18 protein-coding genes, 1 tRNA gene and 2 pseudogenes are annotated in these 17,886 nt (G+C 61.7%); 7 read left to right on the top strand and 14 right to left on the bottom strand.

The features are described 5' to 3' along the window. Positions 1-149 precede the first annotated feature (149 nt). A complete protein-coding gene (locus tag B0G81_RS26005; RefSeq protein WP_106283965.1) occupies positions 150-1,163 on the top strand; it encodes a D-2-hydroxyacid dehydrogenase family protein in 1,014 nt (337 codons plus the stop codon). Positions 1,164-1,258: 95 nt separating this feature from the next. Here B0G81_RS26005 and B0G81_RS26000 read toward each other — a convergent pair whose 3' ends face one another. After that, on the bottom strand, positions 1,259-2,137 hold the full coding sequence (locus B0G81_RS26000; RefSeq protein WP_134138978.1) for a patatin-like phospholipase family protein: 879 nt from the start codon (positions 2,135-2,137) through the stop codon (positions 1,259-1,261). Between the two features lie 36 nt (positions 2,138-2,173). Continuing rightward, the gene (locus tag B0G81_RS25995) at positions 2,174-2,578 is read right to left on the bottom strand and encodes a PaaI family thioesterase (RefSeq protein ID WP_121306893.1); all 405 of its coding nucleotides are present in this window, start codon (positions 2,576-2,578) and stop codon (positions 2,174-2,176) included. A gap of 203 nt (positions 2,579-2,781) precedes the next feature. On the opposite strand from B0G81_RS25995, the gene B0G81_RS25990 reads away from it, so the two are divergent. Next, positions 2,782-2,857, top strand: a tRNA-Lys gene (locus tag B0G81_RS25990). Positions 2,858-3,011: 154 nt separating this feature from the next. Here the strand turns inward: B0G81_RS25990 and B0G81_RS25985 are convergent. Both B0G81_RS25985 and B0G81_RS25980 read right to left on the bottom strand, forming a co-directional pair. Further along, positions 3,012-3,422, bottom strand: a complete 411-nt coding sequence (locus tag B0G81_RS25985) for a hypothetical protein (RefSeq protein ID WP_134138976.1) — start codon at positions 3,420-3,422, stop codon at positions 3,012-3,014. Beyond that, entirely contained in the window at positions 3,419-4,087 is a 669-nt protein-coding gene (locus B0G81_RS25980) for a DUF433 domain-containing protein (RefSeq protein ID WP_243856589.1), read from the bottom strand. The genes B0G81_RS25985 and B0G81_RS25980 overlap by 4 nt, the downstream gene beginning before the upstream one ends. A 255-nt stretch (positions 4,088-4,342) precedes the next feature. Here B0G81_RS25980 and B0G81_RS25975 point away from each other — a divergent pair. Continuing rightward, positions 4,343-4,603: pseudogene (locus tag B0G81_RS25975) on the top strand (LysE family translocator); the annotation flags it as partial. A 22-nt stretch (positions 4,604-4,625) separates the two neighbouring features. On the opposite strand, the pseudogene B0G81_RS25970 reads toward B0G81_RS25975, so the two are convergent. From B0G81_RS25970 to B0G81_RS25940, 7 genes and pseudogenes are all read right to left on the bottom strand, one after another. After that, positions 4,626-4,870 (bottom strand): annotated as a pseudogene (locus B0G81_RS25970) (helix-turn-helix transcriptional regulator); the annotation flags it as partial. A 50-nt stretch (positions 4,871-4,920) separates the two neighbouring features. Next, entirely contained in the window at positions 4,921-5,709 is a 789-nt protein-coding gene (locus B0G81_RS25965; protein ID WP_134138974.1) for an ABC transporter substrate-binding protein, read from the bottom strand. A gap of 122 nt (positions 5,710-5,831) precedes the next feature. Continuing rightward, the gene (locus tag B0G81_RS25960) at positions 5,832-6,986 is read right to left on the bottom strand and encodes a pyridoxal phosphate-dependent aminotransferase (RefSeq protein ID WP_134138972.1); all 1,155 of its coding nucleotides are present in this window, start codon (positions 6,984-6,986) and stop codon (positions 5,832-5,834) included. A 302-nt stretch (positions 6,987-7,288) separates the two neighbouring features. Further along, entirely contained in the window at positions 7,289-8,692 is a 1,404-nt protein-coding gene (dbpA, locus tag B0G81_RS25955; RefSeq protein WP_134138970.1) for an ATP-dependent RNA helicase DbpA, read from the bottom strand. Positions 8,693-8,735: 43 nt separating this feature from the next. Beyond that, on the bottom strand, positions 8,736-8,936 hold the full coding sequence (locus tag B0G81_RS25950) for a hypothetical protein (protein WP_012431140.1): 201 nt from the start codon (positions 8,934-8,936) through the stop codon (positions 8,736-8,738). Positions 8,937-9,051: 115 nt separating this feature from the next. Continuing rightward, the gene (cadR, locus tag B0G81_RS25945) at positions 9,052-9,483 is read right to left on the bottom strand and encodes a Cd(II)/Pb(II)-responsive transcriptional regulator (RefSeq protein ID WP_134138968.1); all 432 of its coding nucleotides are present in this window, start codon (positions 9,481-9,483) and stop codon (positions 9,052-9,054) included. A 49-nt stretch (positions 9,484-9,532) separates the two neighbouring features. Next, positions 9,533-9,727: a hypothetical protein gene (locus tag B0G81_RS25940; protein ID WP_134138966.1), complete on the bottom strand. Its 195-nt coding sequence runs from the start codon at positions 9,725-9,727 to the stop codon at positions 9,533-9,535. 87 nt (positions 9,728-9,814) lie between these two features. Between B0G81_RS25940 and B0G81_RS25935 the strand changes: the two genes are divergently transcribed. Together B0G81_RS25935 and B0G81_RS45625 are read left to right on the top strand one after the other, a co-directional pair. After that, positions 9,815-11,914 (top strand): heavy metal translocating P-type ATPase, encoded by a 2,100-nt coding sequence (locus tag B0G81_RS25935; protein WP_134138963.1) that lies wholly within the window; start codon positions 9,815-9,817, stop codon positions 11,912-11,914. Between the two features lie 42 nt (positions 11,915-11,956). Next, positions 11,957-12,277, top strand: coding sequence for a zinc ribbon domain-containing protein (locus B0G81_RS45625; protein ID WP_134138961.1), 321 nt, complete (start codon positions 11,957-11,959; stop codon positions 12,275-12,277). A gap of 45 nt (positions 12,278-12,322) precedes the next feature. Here B0G81_RS45625 and B0G81_RS25925 read toward each other — a convergent pair whose 3' ends face one another. Continuing rightward, the gene (locus tag B0G81_RS25925) at positions 12,323-13,357 is read right to left on the bottom strand and encodes a helix-turn-helix domain-containing protein (protein ID WP_134138959.1); all 1,035 of its coding nucleotides are present in this window, start codon (positions 13,355-13,357) and stop codon (positions 12,323-12,325) included. A 334-nt stretch (positions 13,358-13,691) separates the two neighbouring features. On the opposite strand from B0G81_RS25925, the gene adh reads away from it, so the two are divergent. Together adh and B0G81_RS25915 are read left to right on the top strand one after the other, a co-directional pair. After that, complete coding sequence (gene adh / locus B0G81_RS25920) at positions 13,692-15,212, top strand: aldehyde dehydrogenase (RefSeq protein ID WP_116143432.1); 1,521 nt, start codon at positions 13,692-13,694, stop codon at positions 15,210-15,212. Positions 15,213-15,277: 65 nt separating this feature from the next. Beyond that, complete coding sequence (locus B0G81_RS25915; RefSeq protein WP_134138957.1) at positions 15,278-15,673, top strand: DUF779 domain-containing protein; 396 nt, start codon at positions 15,278-15,280, stop codon at positions 15,671-15,673. A 5-nt stretch (positions 15,674-15,678) separates the two neighbouring features. On the opposite strand, the gene eutC is transcribed toward B0G81_RS25915, so the two are convergent. Both eutC and B0G81_RS25905 read right to left on the bottom strand, forming a co-directional pair. Further along, positions 15,679-16,476: an ethanolamine ammonia-lyase subunit EutC gene (gene eutC / locus B0G81_RS25910; protein ID WP_134138955.1), complete on the bottom strand. Its 798-nt coding sequence runs from the start codon at positions 16,474-16,476 to the stop codon at positions 15,679-15,681. Beyond that, positions 16,473-17,867: an ethanolamine ammonia-lyase subunit EutB gene (locus B0G81_RS25905; RefSeq protein WP_134138953.1), complete on the bottom strand. Its 1,395-nt coding sequence runs from the start codon at positions 17,865-17,867 to the stop codon at positions 16,473-16,475. Before B0G81_RS25905 ends, eutC begins: the two co-directional genes overlap by 4 nt. Positions 17,868-17,886 lie beyond the last annotated feature (19 nt).

The following is a 17,886-nucleotide window of genomic DNA, read 5'->3' as shown; positions in this document are numbered from 1 at the left end:
AATCGGCCTTGCCGTGGCGCTGCCATTCTGTGCGGTAGCTACTACGGTAAGGCATTCAGCCAGACCGGCATGTGACCTAGGTCACATGGTGGGACAGTCAGCATAACACTCCGTTCCGCACCACCAAGGTGCGCCGCAAGACACATACCATGAAGATTGCCATCCTCGACGATTATCAGGACGCCGTGCGCAAGCTCGACTGCTTTCAATTGCTGGCCGACCATGAGGTCAAGGTCTTCAACAACACCGTCCGCGGTCTCGGCCAGTTGGCAAGCCGTCTTTCGGAAGTCGACGCGCTCGTCCTGATTCGCGAACGCACCCGCATCAGCTCGCAACTCCTCGATAAATTGCCGCGTTTGCGCATGATCAGTCAGACCGGCAAGGTTTCCAGCCACATCGATCTGAACGCGTGTACCGAGCGCGGCATTGCCGTGCTGGAAGGCACCGGCTCGCCGTTCGCGCCTGCCGAGTTGACGTGGGCTCTCATCATGGCCGCCCAAAGGCGGATTCCGCAATACGTAGCAAACCTTAAGCAAGGAGCCTGGCAGCAGTCCGGCCTGAAGACGTCGGCGCTGCCGCCGAACTTCGGTTTGGGCCAGGTATTGCGTGGCCAGACGCTGGGAATCTGGGGTTACGGCAAGATCGGCAGGCTGGTGGCCGGTTATGGCAAGGCGTTCGGCATGAACGTATTGATCTGGGGCCGCGAGCATTCGCGCGAAGCCGCTCGCGCTGACGGGTACAGTGTCGCGGAGAGCCGCGAGGCGCTGTTCGAGCAGAGCGACGTGCTGTCGCTGCATTTGCGCATGCACGACGACACGCGCGGCATCGTCAAACAGGAAGACCTGATGCGGATGAAGCCGACCGCGCTGCTCGTGAACACGAGCCGGGCCGAGTTGCTCGACGACAACGCGCTGGTGAATGCGCTATCGCACAACCGTCCGGGCATGGTCGCGATCGACGTCTACGAAAGCGAGCCGATTCTGCAGGGCTACAGCCTGCTGCGCATGGAAAACGTGATTTGCACGCCGCACATCGGCTATGTGGAACGCGAAAGCTACGAACAGTATTTCACCGCCGCATTCAAGAACATTCTGGCTTTCGACGCCGGGGATACGAGCAGCGTGGCGAATCCGGAAGCCTTGCAGGGCGGCCGTCGGCGTTAAAAAACCACTGCGTTTTTTCGGGCGATAAGCGCGCCGTGCGAATTCGTGCGGCGCTCTTATCGCCGTTTGGCTTCGCGCCGCCGCTACCGCTCAATTCACCGTACCGCTTCGTGCGCGCCGGCTTCGAGCAGATCGGGCATGCGTTCGAGGAAGGTCTCGCCATCGGCACGGCCGAGGTTGTACGCGTGGATCATCTGTGACGGACTCGTGTAATCCCAGCTCGAAATCGGCACCTTGCGCGACGGCTGTACGTACAGCCGTTGCTGCACGCCGTGCGGCACGACGAACATTTGCGGGCGCGGATAGAGGCGGGTGACCATCACCAGCACGTTGCCCGGCGCCTCGGCGTCGAGCGCGCCGACCGGCACGTTGTCGACCATCCCGCCGTCCAGCACCGGCCGGCCGTTGCGTCGCAAAACCGGCGTGAACGGCGGCGTACTCGACGACTGCAAAATCAGATCCGCCAGATCCTCGACGCTCGCGCAATCCTGTGCGCGCACGAATTCCGGATGAAAGCCGAGCGTCTGACCAAGTGTCGGGTGCAGCGTCTTGCGCACGTATTTTTCGATGTTGTACGCGATCAGGCCCGCGGCGACCGCGCTGCGCGCGCCGAGCCAGCGCGGCAGATGCGACACGCCGATGCGGATTTCCGGCGCATCGGCGAGTGTCGAAAACTTCTCGCCGTAGATGTCCAGCAGCGCCTGACGGTAGATGCGGTAATGCGGAAACACCGACTCGCCGCGCAGCAGATTGCCCCAGTAGGCGTTGCGGGTGTTGTGGCGCAGCGCCTCTTCGTAATAGCGCATGACCCAGTCGGAATCGCGCGTGTAGAGCATGCACGCAGTGGCGGCGCCGGCCGAAATACCGGTGATGACACGCGGCCGGATCCGCAGCTCCGGCTGGATCACATCCCAGAAACCCGCCTGCCACCAGCAGCGATTGCCGCCGCCAGCGAATACGACCTGATCAAACATCCTGGTTTTTCCTCTAATGCGGCTCTCTGGCCGGTTTTAGTCGAGCAGTGCGTAGGTGGTGGTGGCGTGAACGGCCATGTTGCCGGATTCGTCGAACAACTCGACTTCGCCGAACACCAGATTGCGGCCCATGCGCAGCACTCGCGCGGTGATCAACACGTCGCCCTTGCGTACCGCGCGCATGAAATTGATGTTGAGCGAGACCGTGGTCATAGGCTTGAAACCACCGAGCGCGGCCGAAATGGCGACGATCATCGCTGTGTCCGCCGCGGCCATGAACACTTGCCCGCAGATCACGCCGCCCGAATGACGCAGCCCGCCGGAAAACGGTAGGCGTAGTGTGGCAGCTTCCTCATCGACCTTGACCGGCGTCAGCGTGAGCGCACGGACCCACGGCGCGAGGATGCGGTCGAGCAATTCGTTAATCTCTTTGTCATCCATGGCGATCCCCGGTCGAAAGCCGCGCGAGGCTTCGTGCGGCAAGGTGTCCGCGACATGATACCGGGACGATGCTGGGCGCGCCTTTTTCGCGACAGTGCGGCCATCGACGAACGCGTCGGGCTCTGGGATGCAATTATTTTTAAGAAATCTGCGAAGGGGACTTGGCAAGCCCGAAAAATTTCTGCATAATTTCGCTTCTGTTGGGGGCGTTAGCTCAGTTGGTAGAGCAGCGGACTCTTAATCCGTAGGTCGAGTGTTCGAGTCACTCACGCCCCACCAAAGATTCAAAGCAAAAAGCCCGGTCCTTGCGACCGGGCTTTTTGCGTTTCGGGATTCCATGAATCCACTGCTTACACTGATTTCACCGTAGACGCGAATGACCGGCGTTGCTACGCCGAACACCTGCGCTTCGCGCTCTCGCGTAGTAGGGCCTTCAGAGCTTGATCTGCTCGAATTGACCAGCACCAAACCGCCACGGAATTCGGAAGGCCGCCCCGCCTTTGATGCGCCGGCTTTGATCCATGACTGCGGGCCACCATTTAACGAGATTTTGCGCTTTGTCCCAGTGTCGCCGCTCTGCCCATTGGCGCTGGAGCACGAAAACGATCAATCCAGACTCTCGGAGCGCCTTCCTCTCAAGATCATTCTTGCGCAGCCCATCTTGAGAGAGCACTACCCAATGCCCTTCGGCAGCAAGCGCCGCAATCCAATCGTGGTCCTTGGCATTAGCGGGAAATTTGTCGCGCAAATGAATTACCTCCGCGACAGTTTCCTCAACCTTGCAAAGCTCACCCACGGCATGGGCGAGGTGAGCCGACAGGTTGTTATCGAAGAAATATTTCATGCAACCAACCGCTCGTAGCGGATGGCGGCGTCAACAGCAGCAATGGGAATGCCATGGAGTGAGGCGGCCATTTTTTTGCTTTTCTCGACCTTGTATGTCTCGACGACCAAATCGGTTCTCACACCGTACTCGGCGAGGACCGGCTTGCCAAATGCAATCTCTGGGTCGAGAACTACAACATTGCTCCGCTTCAGCGGGAACCAACGCTTGGCCTGACCGTCAGCAGTGAATTCGATGCCAGCATAGAGTTCAGGTCGCACAATGTGCTCGAACACAAGTTGTCGTCTCACGAGGTCGGTGAGCTCGGTCTCCCCTTGCTCCTTCAATGCTTCGTAGAAGACCGTTCTTCCGTCCGTGAGGAAGCGGTTTGCCGTGAATGGGTACTCGGTTCCAAATATCGACTTCGCATTGTCTATCGCAGACCGGATTACTTTTAGCGGAACTTCGTGATTTCGAAAGGCTTTGACAATGCGTAGTTCCAGCAAGTCTTTAAAACCAATCACTTTCTCGTCCAACTCTGCAAGCTGAGTGGTCCAGAGAGGTAGGCTCGCGCCATTCTTGAATGAATAGCCGAACAACCACCGGCTCACTTCTCGCGCCTCAGCGCCAGTGAGCCTTTCCGCTTCCTGAAGCGTGTAGAGGCCAATTCCGGTCAGTTCCATCATCGTATTCTACCGTCTACCAAGGCCGAGTTGCGCAGCCTATCGCGCCTCATCTCATCTCAGTTTGGATAGCACACGGCCCGTGGTTTCCACCATAGCCTCACCGCAGATCGTTCACGCCATCAGCGTTGCTCAGGTCGTTGCTGTTCGTACTCGTACCGCATCATGCATCGTTAAGGCCGCAAGGCCGAAACGTGAGGACAAAGTCCCCACAGCAATTCCTTCAATTCACTCTGCCCCTTCGCCCGATACCGTTGCGCGGCAATGCAATGGCTCAATCCGAAAGCGCGGCTCGTGTCGCTGGCTGGCTGGGGCGCCTACGCGGCGGACGGCGACCGCAGGCTCGTCTGGCAATTCAGCGTCGTATATTTCGCGATCTGTTATGTGTCGATTGCCAGTTGGGCGTACGCAGGCACGTTCCTGCGCAAACACTTGCAGCGACCGCAGCGTGTGAGGTTCTTCAATCGCGCAATGACCGCATTGCTCGCGGCGAGTGCGCTTCATCTGCTCGTGGCGTGAAGACGCCGCGCGGCTCACGGATTCAATTGCGATACTGTCCCGGCGTCCCCGCGACCAGTCGCTTGAAGATTCTCCGCAAATGCGCCTGGTCCGCGAATCCGGCGTCGAGTGCGACGTCGGCGATCGCGCGCCCGCGCCTGAGTTGCGCGCGGCTGTATTGAATGCGCCGGTTGATCAGATAAGCGTGCGGCGTCATGACATAGCGTTGCTTGAACGCGCAATCAGATGCGACGCGGACAAACGGGCCGCCTCGCAAATGTCCTCCAAGCAGGCTCACGAACGCCCCCACACCGGAACGCCCGCAGCTACGCGAAAGCCTACTTCGCCGTCACATCGATGTTGCCGAGATATTTCGCGGCCAGCGTCTTCACCGTACCGTCGGCCTGCACCTTCGCGATCGCCGCATTCAAGCGGTCACGCAGCGCCGTATCGCCCTTGCGAATTCCATAAGCAATGCCGCTGCCGAGGATCTTGTCATCGCGCACCGGCTCGCCGACGAAGGCATACCCGTCACCGCTCGGCTTCGACAGAAAGCCGGTCTGTCCGGCTGGCGCCAGCACGAGCGTCGCGTCAAGACGCCCGGCCACGAGGTCGGTATAAACTTGGTTCTGGTCCTGATACGGCACGACGGTCACGCCCGCCGATTCCCAATGCGCCTTCGCGAAGGTTTCCTGAATCGACGCCTGCAACACGCCCACGCGCTTGCCCTTCAGCGAGGCCGGCGTCGGCAGCAGACCGCTGTCGCGCTTGGCGATCAACTGCGTCGGCACGCGATACACAACGGTGGTGAAATCGATCGCCTGACGACGCGCGTCGGTCGCGTTCATCGCCGAATTGATCGCGTCGAACTTGCGGCCCTGCAGCGCGGGAATCAACCCGTCGAACGAGGTCTCGACCCATTTGCACGTCATATGCGCGGCCACGCAAACGGCATTGCCGACGTCGATATCCAAGCCTTGCAACTCACCGTTCGGGCCTTTCGATTCGAACGGCGGATACTGCGCTTCGAGGCCGAAACGCAGCGTATCGGCAGCGCTTGCACCAGACGACGCCGCGAGCGACGCGAATGCACAGGCCAGCGCCAGAAGAGGCTTGAGCAATTTCATAGCAGGTCCCTTTTCCTTCGATTTTGTTGTTACGCCGCCTTGCGGCGCGCTAATGCGTACCCGCGCGACGATCATACTTCGTTCAAAAAACGCAGCAGCGCGGAGCCGTGTTGTCTTTCCGATCAGATCTCGCAAAGGCGCCGCGCACCTTCGATCAAGGTCGCATCATCCTTCGAGAAGCTTAGGCGGATCAAGCCGGAGTCCGTACCATCGGTGTAAAACGCCGACAGCGGAATGGTGGCGACACGCGCATCGCGAATCAGCCGCAGCACGAAATCGCTATCGCTTTCCTCGGAGAAGCCGCGAAAACGCGCGAGCATGAAGAAGCTGCCTTCGCTCGGCAACAACTCGAAGCGCGAATCGCGCAGTGCTTCCGCGAGCAGATCGCGCTTCTTCTGATAGAACGCGGACAAGCCGAGGTAGCTTTCACGATTGGCCAATGCGTCGACGAACGCGTACTGCATCGGCGTATCGGCGGAAAACACCATGAACTGATGCACTTTGCGAATCTCGTCCATCAACGCGGCCGGCGCGAGGCAGTAACCGACGCGCCAGCCGGTCACGTGATACGACTTGCCGAACGACGAGACGATCACACTGCGTTCCGCGAGCTCGGAATGACAAGCCATGCTCTGATGTTTCGCGCCGTCGAACACTACGTGTTCGTAGACCTCGTCGGCGAGAATCACGATATCGGTGTTGCGCGTAACGGCTTTCAGGCGTTCGACATCGGCTTCACTGAACACGGTCGCAGTCGGATTGTGCGGCGTGTTGATGATGATCATGCGAGTCTTCGGCGTGATCGCGGCGGCGACCTCGTCCCAGTTCACGCGGAAGTCGTCGAGCGACAGCTTGATCGGCACGGGCGTGGCGCCCTGCAGTCGCACGATCGGCCCGTAGCTGTCGAACGAGGGCTCGAAGTAGATCACTTCGTCGCCCGGATGCACCAATGCGCTGATCGTCGAATACAGTCCTTCGCTTGCGCTGGCGATCACGGTAACTTCGCTCGCCGGGTCATAGCGCACGCCGTATAGCGTGGCGACCTTGTCGGCGAGCACTTCGCGCAAGGCGGCGATGCCGGCCATCGGCGCGTACTGGTTATGACCGGCGCGCATCGCCTGGGCGACGCCGTCGATCAGTTTGGCGTCCGGCGCGAAATTCGGCGCGCCTTGCGACAGATTCAGCGCGTCGTGCTGAGCGGCCAGTTGACCGATCACGGTAAAAATCGTCGTGCCTACGTCAGGCAACTTCGAGCGGGCTTGCGTGGCGCTCTGCATAAGGCTTTCTCCCTTTCTCCATCCGGCAGCGGATTCACGGAACAGCCAGCTGCGCGGCGGTCCCTTCCGGTTTGGTGATTAGGCATCAGCCAAAGAACCGTCACAATCGAAACTTTGTCATGCGCGGCATGCATTTACGTCATGCCTCACGCGAAGGCGCGCCGCCACGGGCAAAGCCGGTCGGATCGGTACTTTCGGGGAAGAAACGAGGCCGCACGAGAAGTGCGGAGAACTGCAGAGGTATGACGTAATGTGATGCGGCCGGTCTCGAGCGGAGCGCTCGCGACCGGCCTCGCCGTCTATCAGGCGTCGTCCATCAAACGAACTTTGACTTTTTTGCCCTTTACCTTGCCGGCGCCGAGCTTGCGCAACGCTTCACGCGCGACGCTACGCTCCACCGCCACGTAGGTGGACATTTCCGTCACGTTGATCTTGCCGATCTGCGAGCCGGAGAAACCCGCCTCGCCGGTCAGCGCGCCGAGCACGTCGCCGGGACGGATCTTTTCCTTGCGGCCGCCGAGAATCTGCAGCGTCTCCATGGGCGGCAACAGCCGCTCATTGCTCGCTGCGGTCAGTTCGGACAGCTTGTGCCATTCGACCTCGCGCTTTTGGGCCTGTTCGAGACTGCCGACGCGGCCCATCTCGTTCATGCTCGCGAGACTCAGCGCCCAGCCTTCCTGATCGGCGCGCCCCGTACGGCCGATGCGGTGAACGTGTACTTCCGGATCCGGCGTCACGTCCACGTTGATCACGGCTTCGAGTTGAGCGATGTCGAGACCGCGCGCGGCGACGTCGGTGGCCACCAGCACCGAGCAGCTGCGGTTGGCGAACTGGATCAACACCTGATCGCGTTCACGCTGGTCGAGTTCGCCATGCAGCGCGAGCGCATGAAAACCCTGCGCGCGCAGCACGTCGAGCAGATCGCGGCACTGCTGCTTGGTGTTGCAAAACGCGAGCGTGCTCACCGGACGATAGTGATTCAGCAGCAGGCCGACGGCGTGCAGCCGCCCGTCTTCGGTCACTTCATAGAAGCGTTGACGAATCTTGGTGTTGTCGTGCCGCTCGGCGAGCTTCACTTCCTTCGGATTGCGCAGGAACTGCTGGCTCAGCTTGACGATGCCTTCGGGATACGTCGCCGAAAAAAGCAGCGTTTGGCGCTCTTTCGGGCATTGCTTCACGACGGTGGCGATATCGTCGAAGAAACCCATGTCGAGCATGCGGTCCGCTTCGTCGAGCACCAGCGTGTTGAGCGATTGCAGCGGCAGGCTGCCACGCTCGAGGTGATCCATGATGCGGCCGGGCGTGCCGACCACGATGTGCGCGCCGTGTTCGAGGCTGGCCGTTTGCGGGCGCATCGGCGTGCCGCCGCACAGCGTCAGCACCTTGATGTTCTCTTCGGCGCGCGCGAGGCGGCGGATTTCCTGCGTGACCTGATCGGCGAGTTCGCGCGTGGGGCATAGCACCATCGCCTGCACGGCGAAGTTGCGCGCGTCGAGGCGCGCCAGCAGCGCCAGCGAAAATGCCGCGGTCTTGCCGCTGCCGGTTTTCGCCTGGGCGATCAGATCGTGGCCGGCGAGCGCGATCGGCAGGCTCGCGGCCTGGATCGGCGTCATCTCGACGTAGCCGAGTTGCGTCAGGTTGGCGAGCGTCGCGGGCGGCAGCGGTAGCTGGCTAAACGGCGCGCCGGCGGTGATGGGGGTGTTCATAGGTGATAACTCGCAAATCGGATAAGGCGGCTAGGGACAACAACTATTCGGCCATCGGGCCGGTGTCGGGACGGCCTTCGATCTGCTCGTACAACACGGAGCCGTCGTCCCCGTCGAAACGCTCGACGTAATTGCGCGCGCCGCACATCGGGCAACGGAACAGGAGGCCCTGCCCTTCGTTCTTGATGACGACGTCCGATTGCTCCCACTGCGCCTGGCAGGACTGGTTTCTACAGGTAAACACGTTGATTCTCCAACTGGATTCGATTGCTTGTCCGGCGAGCCGTACGGACGGCCCGGCCGTGAATGGGACGGTTGCTGCCACGGTGGCGACGGCTAATGCACGCCAACCCGGCACGTCAACCGAGATGCGTATGCCGCGCGCGCGGCGCTCTCACATCCATCTCGGCGAGGCCCTGCACGATGCCGCAGTCTTCCACGGCCTGTTCGCCGTGGCACTGCTCGCGCAAGGTGGTCAATTGCACTTTCAGCTGCTTCAGTTCGTCGATGCGCATGTCGACGTGCGCAATGTGCTCGTCGATCAAGGCATTGATGCCGCCACAGCCGTCCGCCGGCGCGTCGGTCAGACGCAGCAGCGCACGGATTTCGTCGTGGGTCATGTCGAGCGCACGGCAATTACGGATGAAACGCAGCCGTTCGACGTGCTTCGCCGTGTAACTGCGGTAATTGGCCTCGGTGCGCTCCGCTTCGGGCAACAAGCCCTCTTTTTCGTAGAAACGGATGGTTTCGGTCGTGCAATGGGCGATTTTCGCCAATTCGCCGATTTTCATGGACCCTCCGGCTGGCAGCCTTGACCTTGTAGTGGCTTCAGGGTGTTTACTAGACCACAAATCGAACCAGGAAGCCACCATGCCTCAAACCGACCGCGCCGATGTCGACCGCCTTGAACAGGCGAAAGCCCGTGCGGATGGGCACGAAGGGGACGCGCATGCCGCCAACCGCGGTCATCGCCATGATGCGCACGATCACGACCATGCTCACGACGGCCCGGGCCACGCGCCCGTCCACAATCATGCGGATGCGGCGTGTTGCAGCACAGGAGCAGCAACAACGGCAGCCGCACCGGCCGCACTGCGGCCGTCCGAGGCCATCGGCAGCAACATGCGCACCGCCATCCGCATCATGCAGATGGATTGCCCGACCGAAGAAGCGCTGATCCGCAAGAAATTCAGCCGCATGCCGCACGTGCGCAGCATGGAATTCAACCTGATGCAGCGCGTCCTGACGGTCGTCCACGCGCCGGAAGCGCTCCATTCGATCCTCGCCGCGCTGCGTTCGCTCGACTTCACGCCCGAACTCGCGCACGCCAGTCCGGACGCCGCGGCCACGCCTGCGCCGCACGCGTCGCCCAAGCCGTGGTGGCCGCTGGCGCTCGCCGCCACGGCTGCGGCAGGCTCAGAGGCCGCTGGCTGGCTCGGCGCACCGGCCTGGCTGCCTGCGGGTCTGGCGATCCTCGCGATCCTCTCCTGCGGCCTCGCGACGTATAAGAAGGGCTGGCTCGCGATCCGCAACGGCAACCTGAACATCAACGCGCTGATGAGCATCGCGGTGACCGGCGCACTCGTTCTGCGTCAGTGGCCGGAAGCGGCGATGGTGATGGTGCTGTTCACCATCGCCGAACTGATCGAGGCGAAATCGCTCGACCGCGCCCGCAATGCGATCCAGGGTTTGATGCAACTCACGCCCGAACAGGCGAACGTGCGGCAACTCGACGGCACCTGGCGACTAGTGGAACTCAAGGCCATTGCGATCGGCGCCGTGGTTCGCGTGAAGCCGGGCGAGCGGATCGCACTCGACGGCGAAGTCGTCGCGGGCCGCTCGAGCGTGGACCAGGCGCCGATCACCGGCGAAAGTCTGCCGGTCGATAAGGCCGTGGGCGACGCCGTGTTCGCCGGCACGATCAATCAGACCGGCTCGTTCGACTATCGTGTCACCGCTGCCGCCAGCAACACGACACTCGCACGCATCATCCACGCAGTCGAGGAAGCGCAAGGCACCAAGGCGCCGACGCAGCGTTTCGTCGACCAGTTCGCCCGCGTGTATACGCCGATCGTGTTCGCCGTCGCGCTTGCCGTGGCCATCGCGCCGCCGCTGCTGTTCGACGGTTCGTGGCAGGCGTGGGTCTACAAGGCGCTGGTGCTGCTGGTGATCGCGTGCCCGTGCGCGCTCGTGATCTCCACACCGGTGACGATCGTCAGCGGTCTCGCCGCGGCGGCCCGCAAAGGCATTCTGATTAAAGGCGGCGCCTATCTTGAGCAAGGCCGCAAGCTGACGCGGCTCGCGCTCGACAAAACCGGCACGCTCACGCACGGCAAACCCGTGCAGACCGAGTTCGAAATACTCGCTGAGATCGACGCCCTCCGTTGCCGCACACTCGCAGCGAGTCTCGCGGGGCGCTCCGATCATCCTGTCTCAACGGCTATCGCGACGGCAGCCAAAGCCGACGGCCTGGCGCCGATCACCGTCGACGCCTTCGAGGCAATCGCGGGACGCGGCGTGCGTGGCGAGATAGACGGCGTGCCGTACTGGCTCGGCAATCATCGGCTGATCGAAGAACTGGGACGCTGCTCCGCGTCGCTCGAAGCCCGGCTGGATGCGCTCGAAAGTCAGGGCAAGACCGTCGTGATGCTGGTGGACGCCGAACGCGTGCTGGCGCTGTTCGCGGTCGCCGACACAGTGAAGGAAACGAGCCGCGCGGCAATCGCCGATTTGCAGCGGCTCGGCGTGAGCACCGCCATGCTCACCGGCGACAACCCGCACACCGCCGCCGCGATCGCGCAGCAGGTGGGTATCGACGAAGCGCGCGGCAACCAGTTGCCGGAAGACAAGCTGAACGCAGTCGCGCAGTGGTCGGACGACGGCGCGACGGTCGGCATGGTCGGCGACGGCATCAACGACGCGCCCGCGCTGGCACGTGCCGACATCGGCTTCGCGATGGGTGCGATGGGCACCGACACCGCGATCGAAACCGCCGACGTCGCGCTGATGGACGACGACCTGCGCAAGATCCCGTCGTTCATTCGTCTGTCGAAGGCGACGCATTCGGTGCTGGTGCAGAACATCGCGCTGGCGCTCGGCATCAAGAGCGTCTTCCTCGTGCTGGCCGTGACCGGTCTGGGCACGATGTGGATGGCCGTGTTCGCCGATGTGGGGGCAAGTCTGCTGGTGGTGGCGAACGGGTTGCGGCTGTTGCGCAAATAACGGTGCGGCAGTTTTTTGTGATTTGACGAAGGGAGTCGCGAAATGGGATTCTGGGAAAAAATGCTCGGCGGCCACCATAGTGGCGGTGGTCATGGAGGAGGTCACGGCGGCGGTCATGACGCCTGGGGCCGCGGCAATCGTCACGGATCATACGGCGATCAATCCGGCCACGGCATGCCGCAGTCTCCAACCAGCAGCGCGGGGGCGTCTTGTCCGCAGTGCCGGACCGCCAACGCGCAAGGTGCGCGCTTCTGCCAGCAATGCGGAACCTCGCTCATGCCGGCGACGTGCGGCGCTTGCCGCGCTTCCATTGCAACTGGAGCGAAGTTCTGTCAGCAGTGCGGGACCGCGACACAGGCTTGAAGCAGGGACGGTGACCCCGGCCTGCGTGCCTCAGTTCCGTTCGGACTAATGCGCCAACGCAAGCCGGTTAACCGAGCCGATCGCGGCCTTCAACGTATCCGAAGGCCGCATGCCGAAGAGCTTCCGGTAGTCGGTTGCGAACTGGCTCAAGTGCCAGAAGCCCCACGCCGCCGCCACGTCCTGCACCGAGCGTGATTCGCGCGACGCATTCGACAGATCGCGCCGCGCACCATTCAGACGGATTGCGCGCAGATACGTGGCAGGCGCCATGCCGAACACGTCCTGAAAGCAGTATTGCAGCGTGCGCCGGCTCACATGGAGTTGCTCGCACAACTCCGGCACACTCACTGCCCGCTCGCGATTGACCAGCACATAGTCGCGCGCTTCCGACACGATCGACTGACGGCGTGGCCGCGCCGGCATCGCCACCGGCTCCGAGCCGGGCAACGCACCGACGTCGAAGAGCGAAGCCAGCACCGACGCCTGCAGATTGTTGCGCGCGACCGAAGAGAGCGGCGTGCCGCACGCCGCGCCATCGTCCAGCAGTTGACGCAGCGTGGCGCACAACTGCTGCTTGCGAGCCATGCCGATCGGCACGACTTGCCTGTTCGGCACATGATCGGCCAGCCCGACGCGCTCCACTTCCGCCGCGTAACGGCGCAGCACTTCGCCTTTCACCACCACGCCAAAAATCTCGTAACCCGCCGAGGTCAGCAATTCGAATTCGATGCCGCCCGGACGAAACGCGAGCGCGTCGCCGGCAATCACCTGAGCGTCGATGCGCCCCGAACCCGCGGGGCAAGTCGGGATACCGAACCAGTACGCGTCCTTTTGCACCTCGCAGGTTTGCCGCAGCGTGTGACTGGTCGTTTCGACGAACACCTGCATGTGATCGAGGCACAGCTCCGTCAGGCCGCCGACAAAACATCCCGCCGTCAACTGATCGTAGGTTTGGCTCCAGCCGTGGAGATTGCGCGCCTGTTCGTCGGCGTCGTGCGCGACGCAGGTCTGCACGCGGAAGCTCGGCTGCGGCGTGAGCGTCGGGCTGAACAGGGTGTCGCTGAGCGTATCAATCGTCATACCGGATCTGCCCAAATGGAATATCGAGGAGGATCGAGGGGAAAGAACAGGCAATTCCCATGCCGAACGAATCCGGTGCCTGCTTACGCGTTTGTATCGGCAGACATCAAAGCCAATGTTCAATGGATGAACAGCGCTGCACACCTTGCTCAGAAACGAAACGCTCACCTTGCGCCGGTTGAACAGCGTGACGCCTCATACCGTGCGCGAGTGCCTGCTACACGTGCAAGGATCACCTGCGCGGTGCATTGGCACACTTCTGGCTCTAGCCGTTCGCGGCCAATCGATATATCGAGCCGAATATAGCCCATTCAAACATGTGAGGAGCACACAGATGAATCACGCAGAGATGCAATTTCTGACCACCGAATTCCCGTACAAGAAGCAGTATGCGAATTTTATCGGCGGCGAATGGGTAAAGCCTGTGGGCGGCGAGTACTTCGACAACGTGTCGCCGATCACCGGCGAAGCTTTCACGTCGATCCCACGGTCGCGCGAAGCCGACGTCGAACTCGCGCTCGATGCGGCGCATCGAGCGAAAGCGGCGTGGGGAAAGACCTCCGCCGGCGACCGCTCGAACATTCTGATGCGCATTGCCGACCGGATGGAAGCGAACCTGCAACGTCTCGCCGTGGCCGAGACGATCGACAACGGCAAGCCGCTACGCGAAACCATGGCTGCCGACATTCCGCTCGCCATCGATCACTTCCGCTATTTCGCCGGCGCCGTTCGCGCGCAGGAAGGCTCGATCTCCGAAATCGATCACGACACCGTCGCGTATCACTTTCATGAACCGCTCGGCGTGGTCGGCCAGATCATTCCGTGGAATTTCCCGATTCTGATGGCCGTATGGAAGCTTGCACCCGCACTCGCCGCCGGCAACTGCGTGGTGCTCAAGCCGGCCGAGCAGACGCCCGCTTCGATTCTGGTGCTCGTCGAATTGATTCACGACCTGTTGCCAGCAGGCGTGCTGAACGTGGTGAATGGTTTCGGTCTCGAAGCCGGCAAGCCGCTCGCCTCCAGCAAGCGCATCGCCAAGATCGCGTTTACCGGCGAAACCACGACCGGTCGCCTGATCATGCAGTACGCGAGCCAGAACATCATTCCGGTGACGCTCGAACTCGGCGGCAAGAGCCCGAATATTTTCTTCGACGACGTGATGAGCGCCGACGACAGCTATTTCGACAAGGCGCTCGAAGGCTTCACGATGTTTGCGCTGAATCAGGGCGAAGTGTGCACGTGTCCGTCGCGCGTATTGATCGATGAAAAGATTTATGACCGCTTCATGGAGCGTGCGCTCAAGCGCGTCGCGGCGATCACGCAAGGGCATCCGCTCGACACCAGGACGATGATCGGCGCGCAGGCCTCGCAAGAGCAGCTGGAAAAGATTCTCTCGTACGTCGACCTCGGCAAACAGGAAGGCGCCGAATGCCTGATCGGCGGCGAACGCAATGCGCTCGGCGGTGAATTGAGCAAAGGCTACTACGTGAAGCCGACCGTGTTCCGCGGCCACAACAAGATGCGCATCTTCCAGGAAGAAATTTTCGGACCGGTGGTGTCGGTCACGACGTTCAAGACCGAAGAAGAAGCGCTCGAAATCGCCAACGACACGCTTTACGGTCTCGGCGCCGGCGTGTGGACACGCGACGGCACGCGTGCCTATCGCTTCGGCCGGCAGATTCAGGCAGGCCGTGTATGGACCAACTGCTATCACGCCTATCCGGCGCATGCGGCATTCGGTGGCTATAAGCAGTCCGGCATCGGACGTGAAAATCACAAGATGATGCTCGACCACTATCAGCAAACCAAGAACCTGCTGGTCAGCTATAGCGACAAGCCGCTCGGTTTCTTCTAAGCGTCGCGTTCCTGTTCGGGCGGGCCGCATTGCGCGGCTCGCTCTTTTTTCTGCGAGGGCATGTGATGGCTGCTGAGAAAGAAGTTGCCCGCGTGATCGCAACGCCTGCGGCTGTCGACCTGATCGACAAGTTGCGCGCCGAGCATGGCGAGGTGCTGTTCCATCAATCCGGTGGATGCTGCGACGGCAGCGCGCCGATGATGTTTCCTCAAGGGGAGTTCATGGTCGGCTCGTCCGATGTCAAACTCGGCACGATTGCGGGCGTGCCGTTTTACATGAGCGAATCGCAATTCGAATACTGGCAGCACACGCAGTTGATCATCGACGCTGTGCCGGGGAACGGCGGAATGTTTTCTCTGGAGCGGCCCAGTGGTTTGCGGTTCCTGACGCGTTCCCGTCTTTTCGAGGATGCAGAGAATGCGTGGCTGGAAACGCATCCGGTGGAACGCGCCAATGCTTGATCGTTTTATGGTGTGCTGGATTTTGAATCGTCGCTGACGGCGGGCGCCGCTGGTGTATCGGCCAGCAGCGCATCGCTGTCGTCTTTCAGGCCGACCCCGGTCAAACCCAAACGCCTTGCATGCATCAACAGATAGTGCAGCTTGTGCGCGGCCAGCGGAAAGTCGAGTCCTTCAGGACGCACATTCGAAATACAGTTGCGCTGGGCGTCGCTACAGCCCACTTTGGGCGCGTACGTCAAATAGACGCCGAGGCTGTCGGGCGAACTCAAACCTGGCCGCTCACCGATCAGCATCACCACCAACTTTGCATTGAGCAGTTCGCCGATCTCGTCACCCAACGCGACGCGCGCCTGACGCGCGATCACGACTGGGCCAATCTTCCAGTCTGCGAGTCGCGGAACGACGGCTTGCAGCAACGGGATCGATTGCTTCGACGCTGCGAACGCCGAAAGACCATCGCCGATCACGAAGACCACTTCGGGGGAATCGTTCGGCATCGCTGCCAGCGCCACGCGACTCTCTTCCGCTAAACGCCGCCCAAGATCGGGACGCCGCAAATAATGCTCACGATCCGGCGCGGCGCTGTGCACGTCGAGTGTCTTGAAGCTTTGCGCGCGCAATTGCTCGTGCAGCACGTCGGTATCGAGCGGATGATGCACGGCGTCGCGCGCCTGCGCGTGCGACAGGTTGAACGCGAGCAGCGGCGCGGTCGGCAAGCTATTGCCCGCGCGGCCCAGCGCGATGCGCGCGTTGGTGAATTGCCGCAGCGCGTTCCAGGGATTCTTTTCGAGGAAGTCACTCATGCGATGCCCATCCAGTCGCGCGCGCCTTCGAGCAATGGTTGCTGTGTCGATGCGCTTAGCAGCGCGCCGCGCGTGTCGGTGATCTGCATCGACTCCAGCCATTCTTCGAATTCCGGTGCGCGGCGCAAACCGAGTACATCGCGCACATAAAGCGCGTCGTGGAACGACGTGCTTTGATAGTTGAGCATGACGTCGTCCGCGCCTGGAATGCCCATGATGAAGTTGATGCCCGCTACGCCAAGCAGCGTGAGCAGATTGTCCATGTCGTCCTGGTCGGCTTCAGCGTGATTCGTGTAGCAGATGTCGCAACCCATCGGCACGCCAAGCAGTTTGCCGCAGAAGTGATCCTCAAGACCGGCGCGGGTGATCTGTTTACCGTCGTACAAATACTCCGGGCCGATGAAGCCGACCACAGTGTTCACCAGAAAAGGATTGAACTTGCGCGCGACCGCATAGGCGCGCACTTCGCACGTCTGCTGGTCCACGCCGAAATGCGCATCCGCCGACAATGCGCTGCCTTGACCCGTTTCGAAGTACATCAGGTTATCGCCGACCGTCCCGCGCTTCAAGGAGAGTCCCGCTTCATACGCTTCCTGCAGCAGCGCGAGCGAAATGCCGAAGCCCGCGTTCGCTTTCTCGGTACCCGCAATCGATTGAAACACCAGATCGACTGGCGCGCCTTTTTCGATTGCGGCAATCGTGTTGGTGACGTGAGTCAGCACGCACGATTGCGTCGGCACTTGATAGCGTTGGCGGAAGTCGTCGATCATCAGCAGCAGTTTGGTGATCGCGGCGAGATTGTCGCTCGCCGGGTTGATGCCGATCATCGCGTCGCCGCATCCGTACATGAGGCCGTCGAGCATCGACGCAGCGATGCCCTTGACGTCGTCGGTCGGATGATTCGGTTGCAAACGCACCGACATGTGCCCCGGTAAGCCGACCGTGTTTCGAAACCGCGTAATCACCGGACGTTTACGCGCCGCCGCGATCAGATCCTGATTGCGCATCAGCTTGGACACCGCCGCGACCATCTCCGGTGTCAGACCCGCGGTGATACGCGTGAGCGCGTCGGCATCCGTGGTGGTGCTCAGCAGCCAGTTGCGAAAGTCGCCGACCGTGAGGTGAGAGATCTCGGCGAACGCCTGCGGCGAATGATCGTCGATCACGAGACGCGTGACTTCGTCGCTTTCGTAGGGAATCAGCGCCTCGTTGAGGAAGGTGCGCAGCGGCACTTGCGCGAGCGCCATCTTGGCCGCGACGCGTTCTTCCTCGCTCGCTGCCGCCACGCCCGCGAGCTGGTCGCCGGAGCGTTGCGGGCTGGCCTTCGCCATCAGGGTTTTCAGATCGGCAAAGCGATACGTGCGGCTGCCGATCGTCTCGGTGTAGCTCATCTTTACGACTCCATCGCCG

The sequence above is a fragment of the Paraburkholderia sp. BL6665CI2N2 genome, from assembly GCF_004366535.1.
Taxonomy (GTDB): domain Bacteria; phylum Pseudomonadota; class Gammaproteobacteria; order Burkholderiales; family Burkholderiaceae; genus Paraburkholderia.
This window is presented reverse-complemented; position numbering and strand designations above follow the sequence as displayed.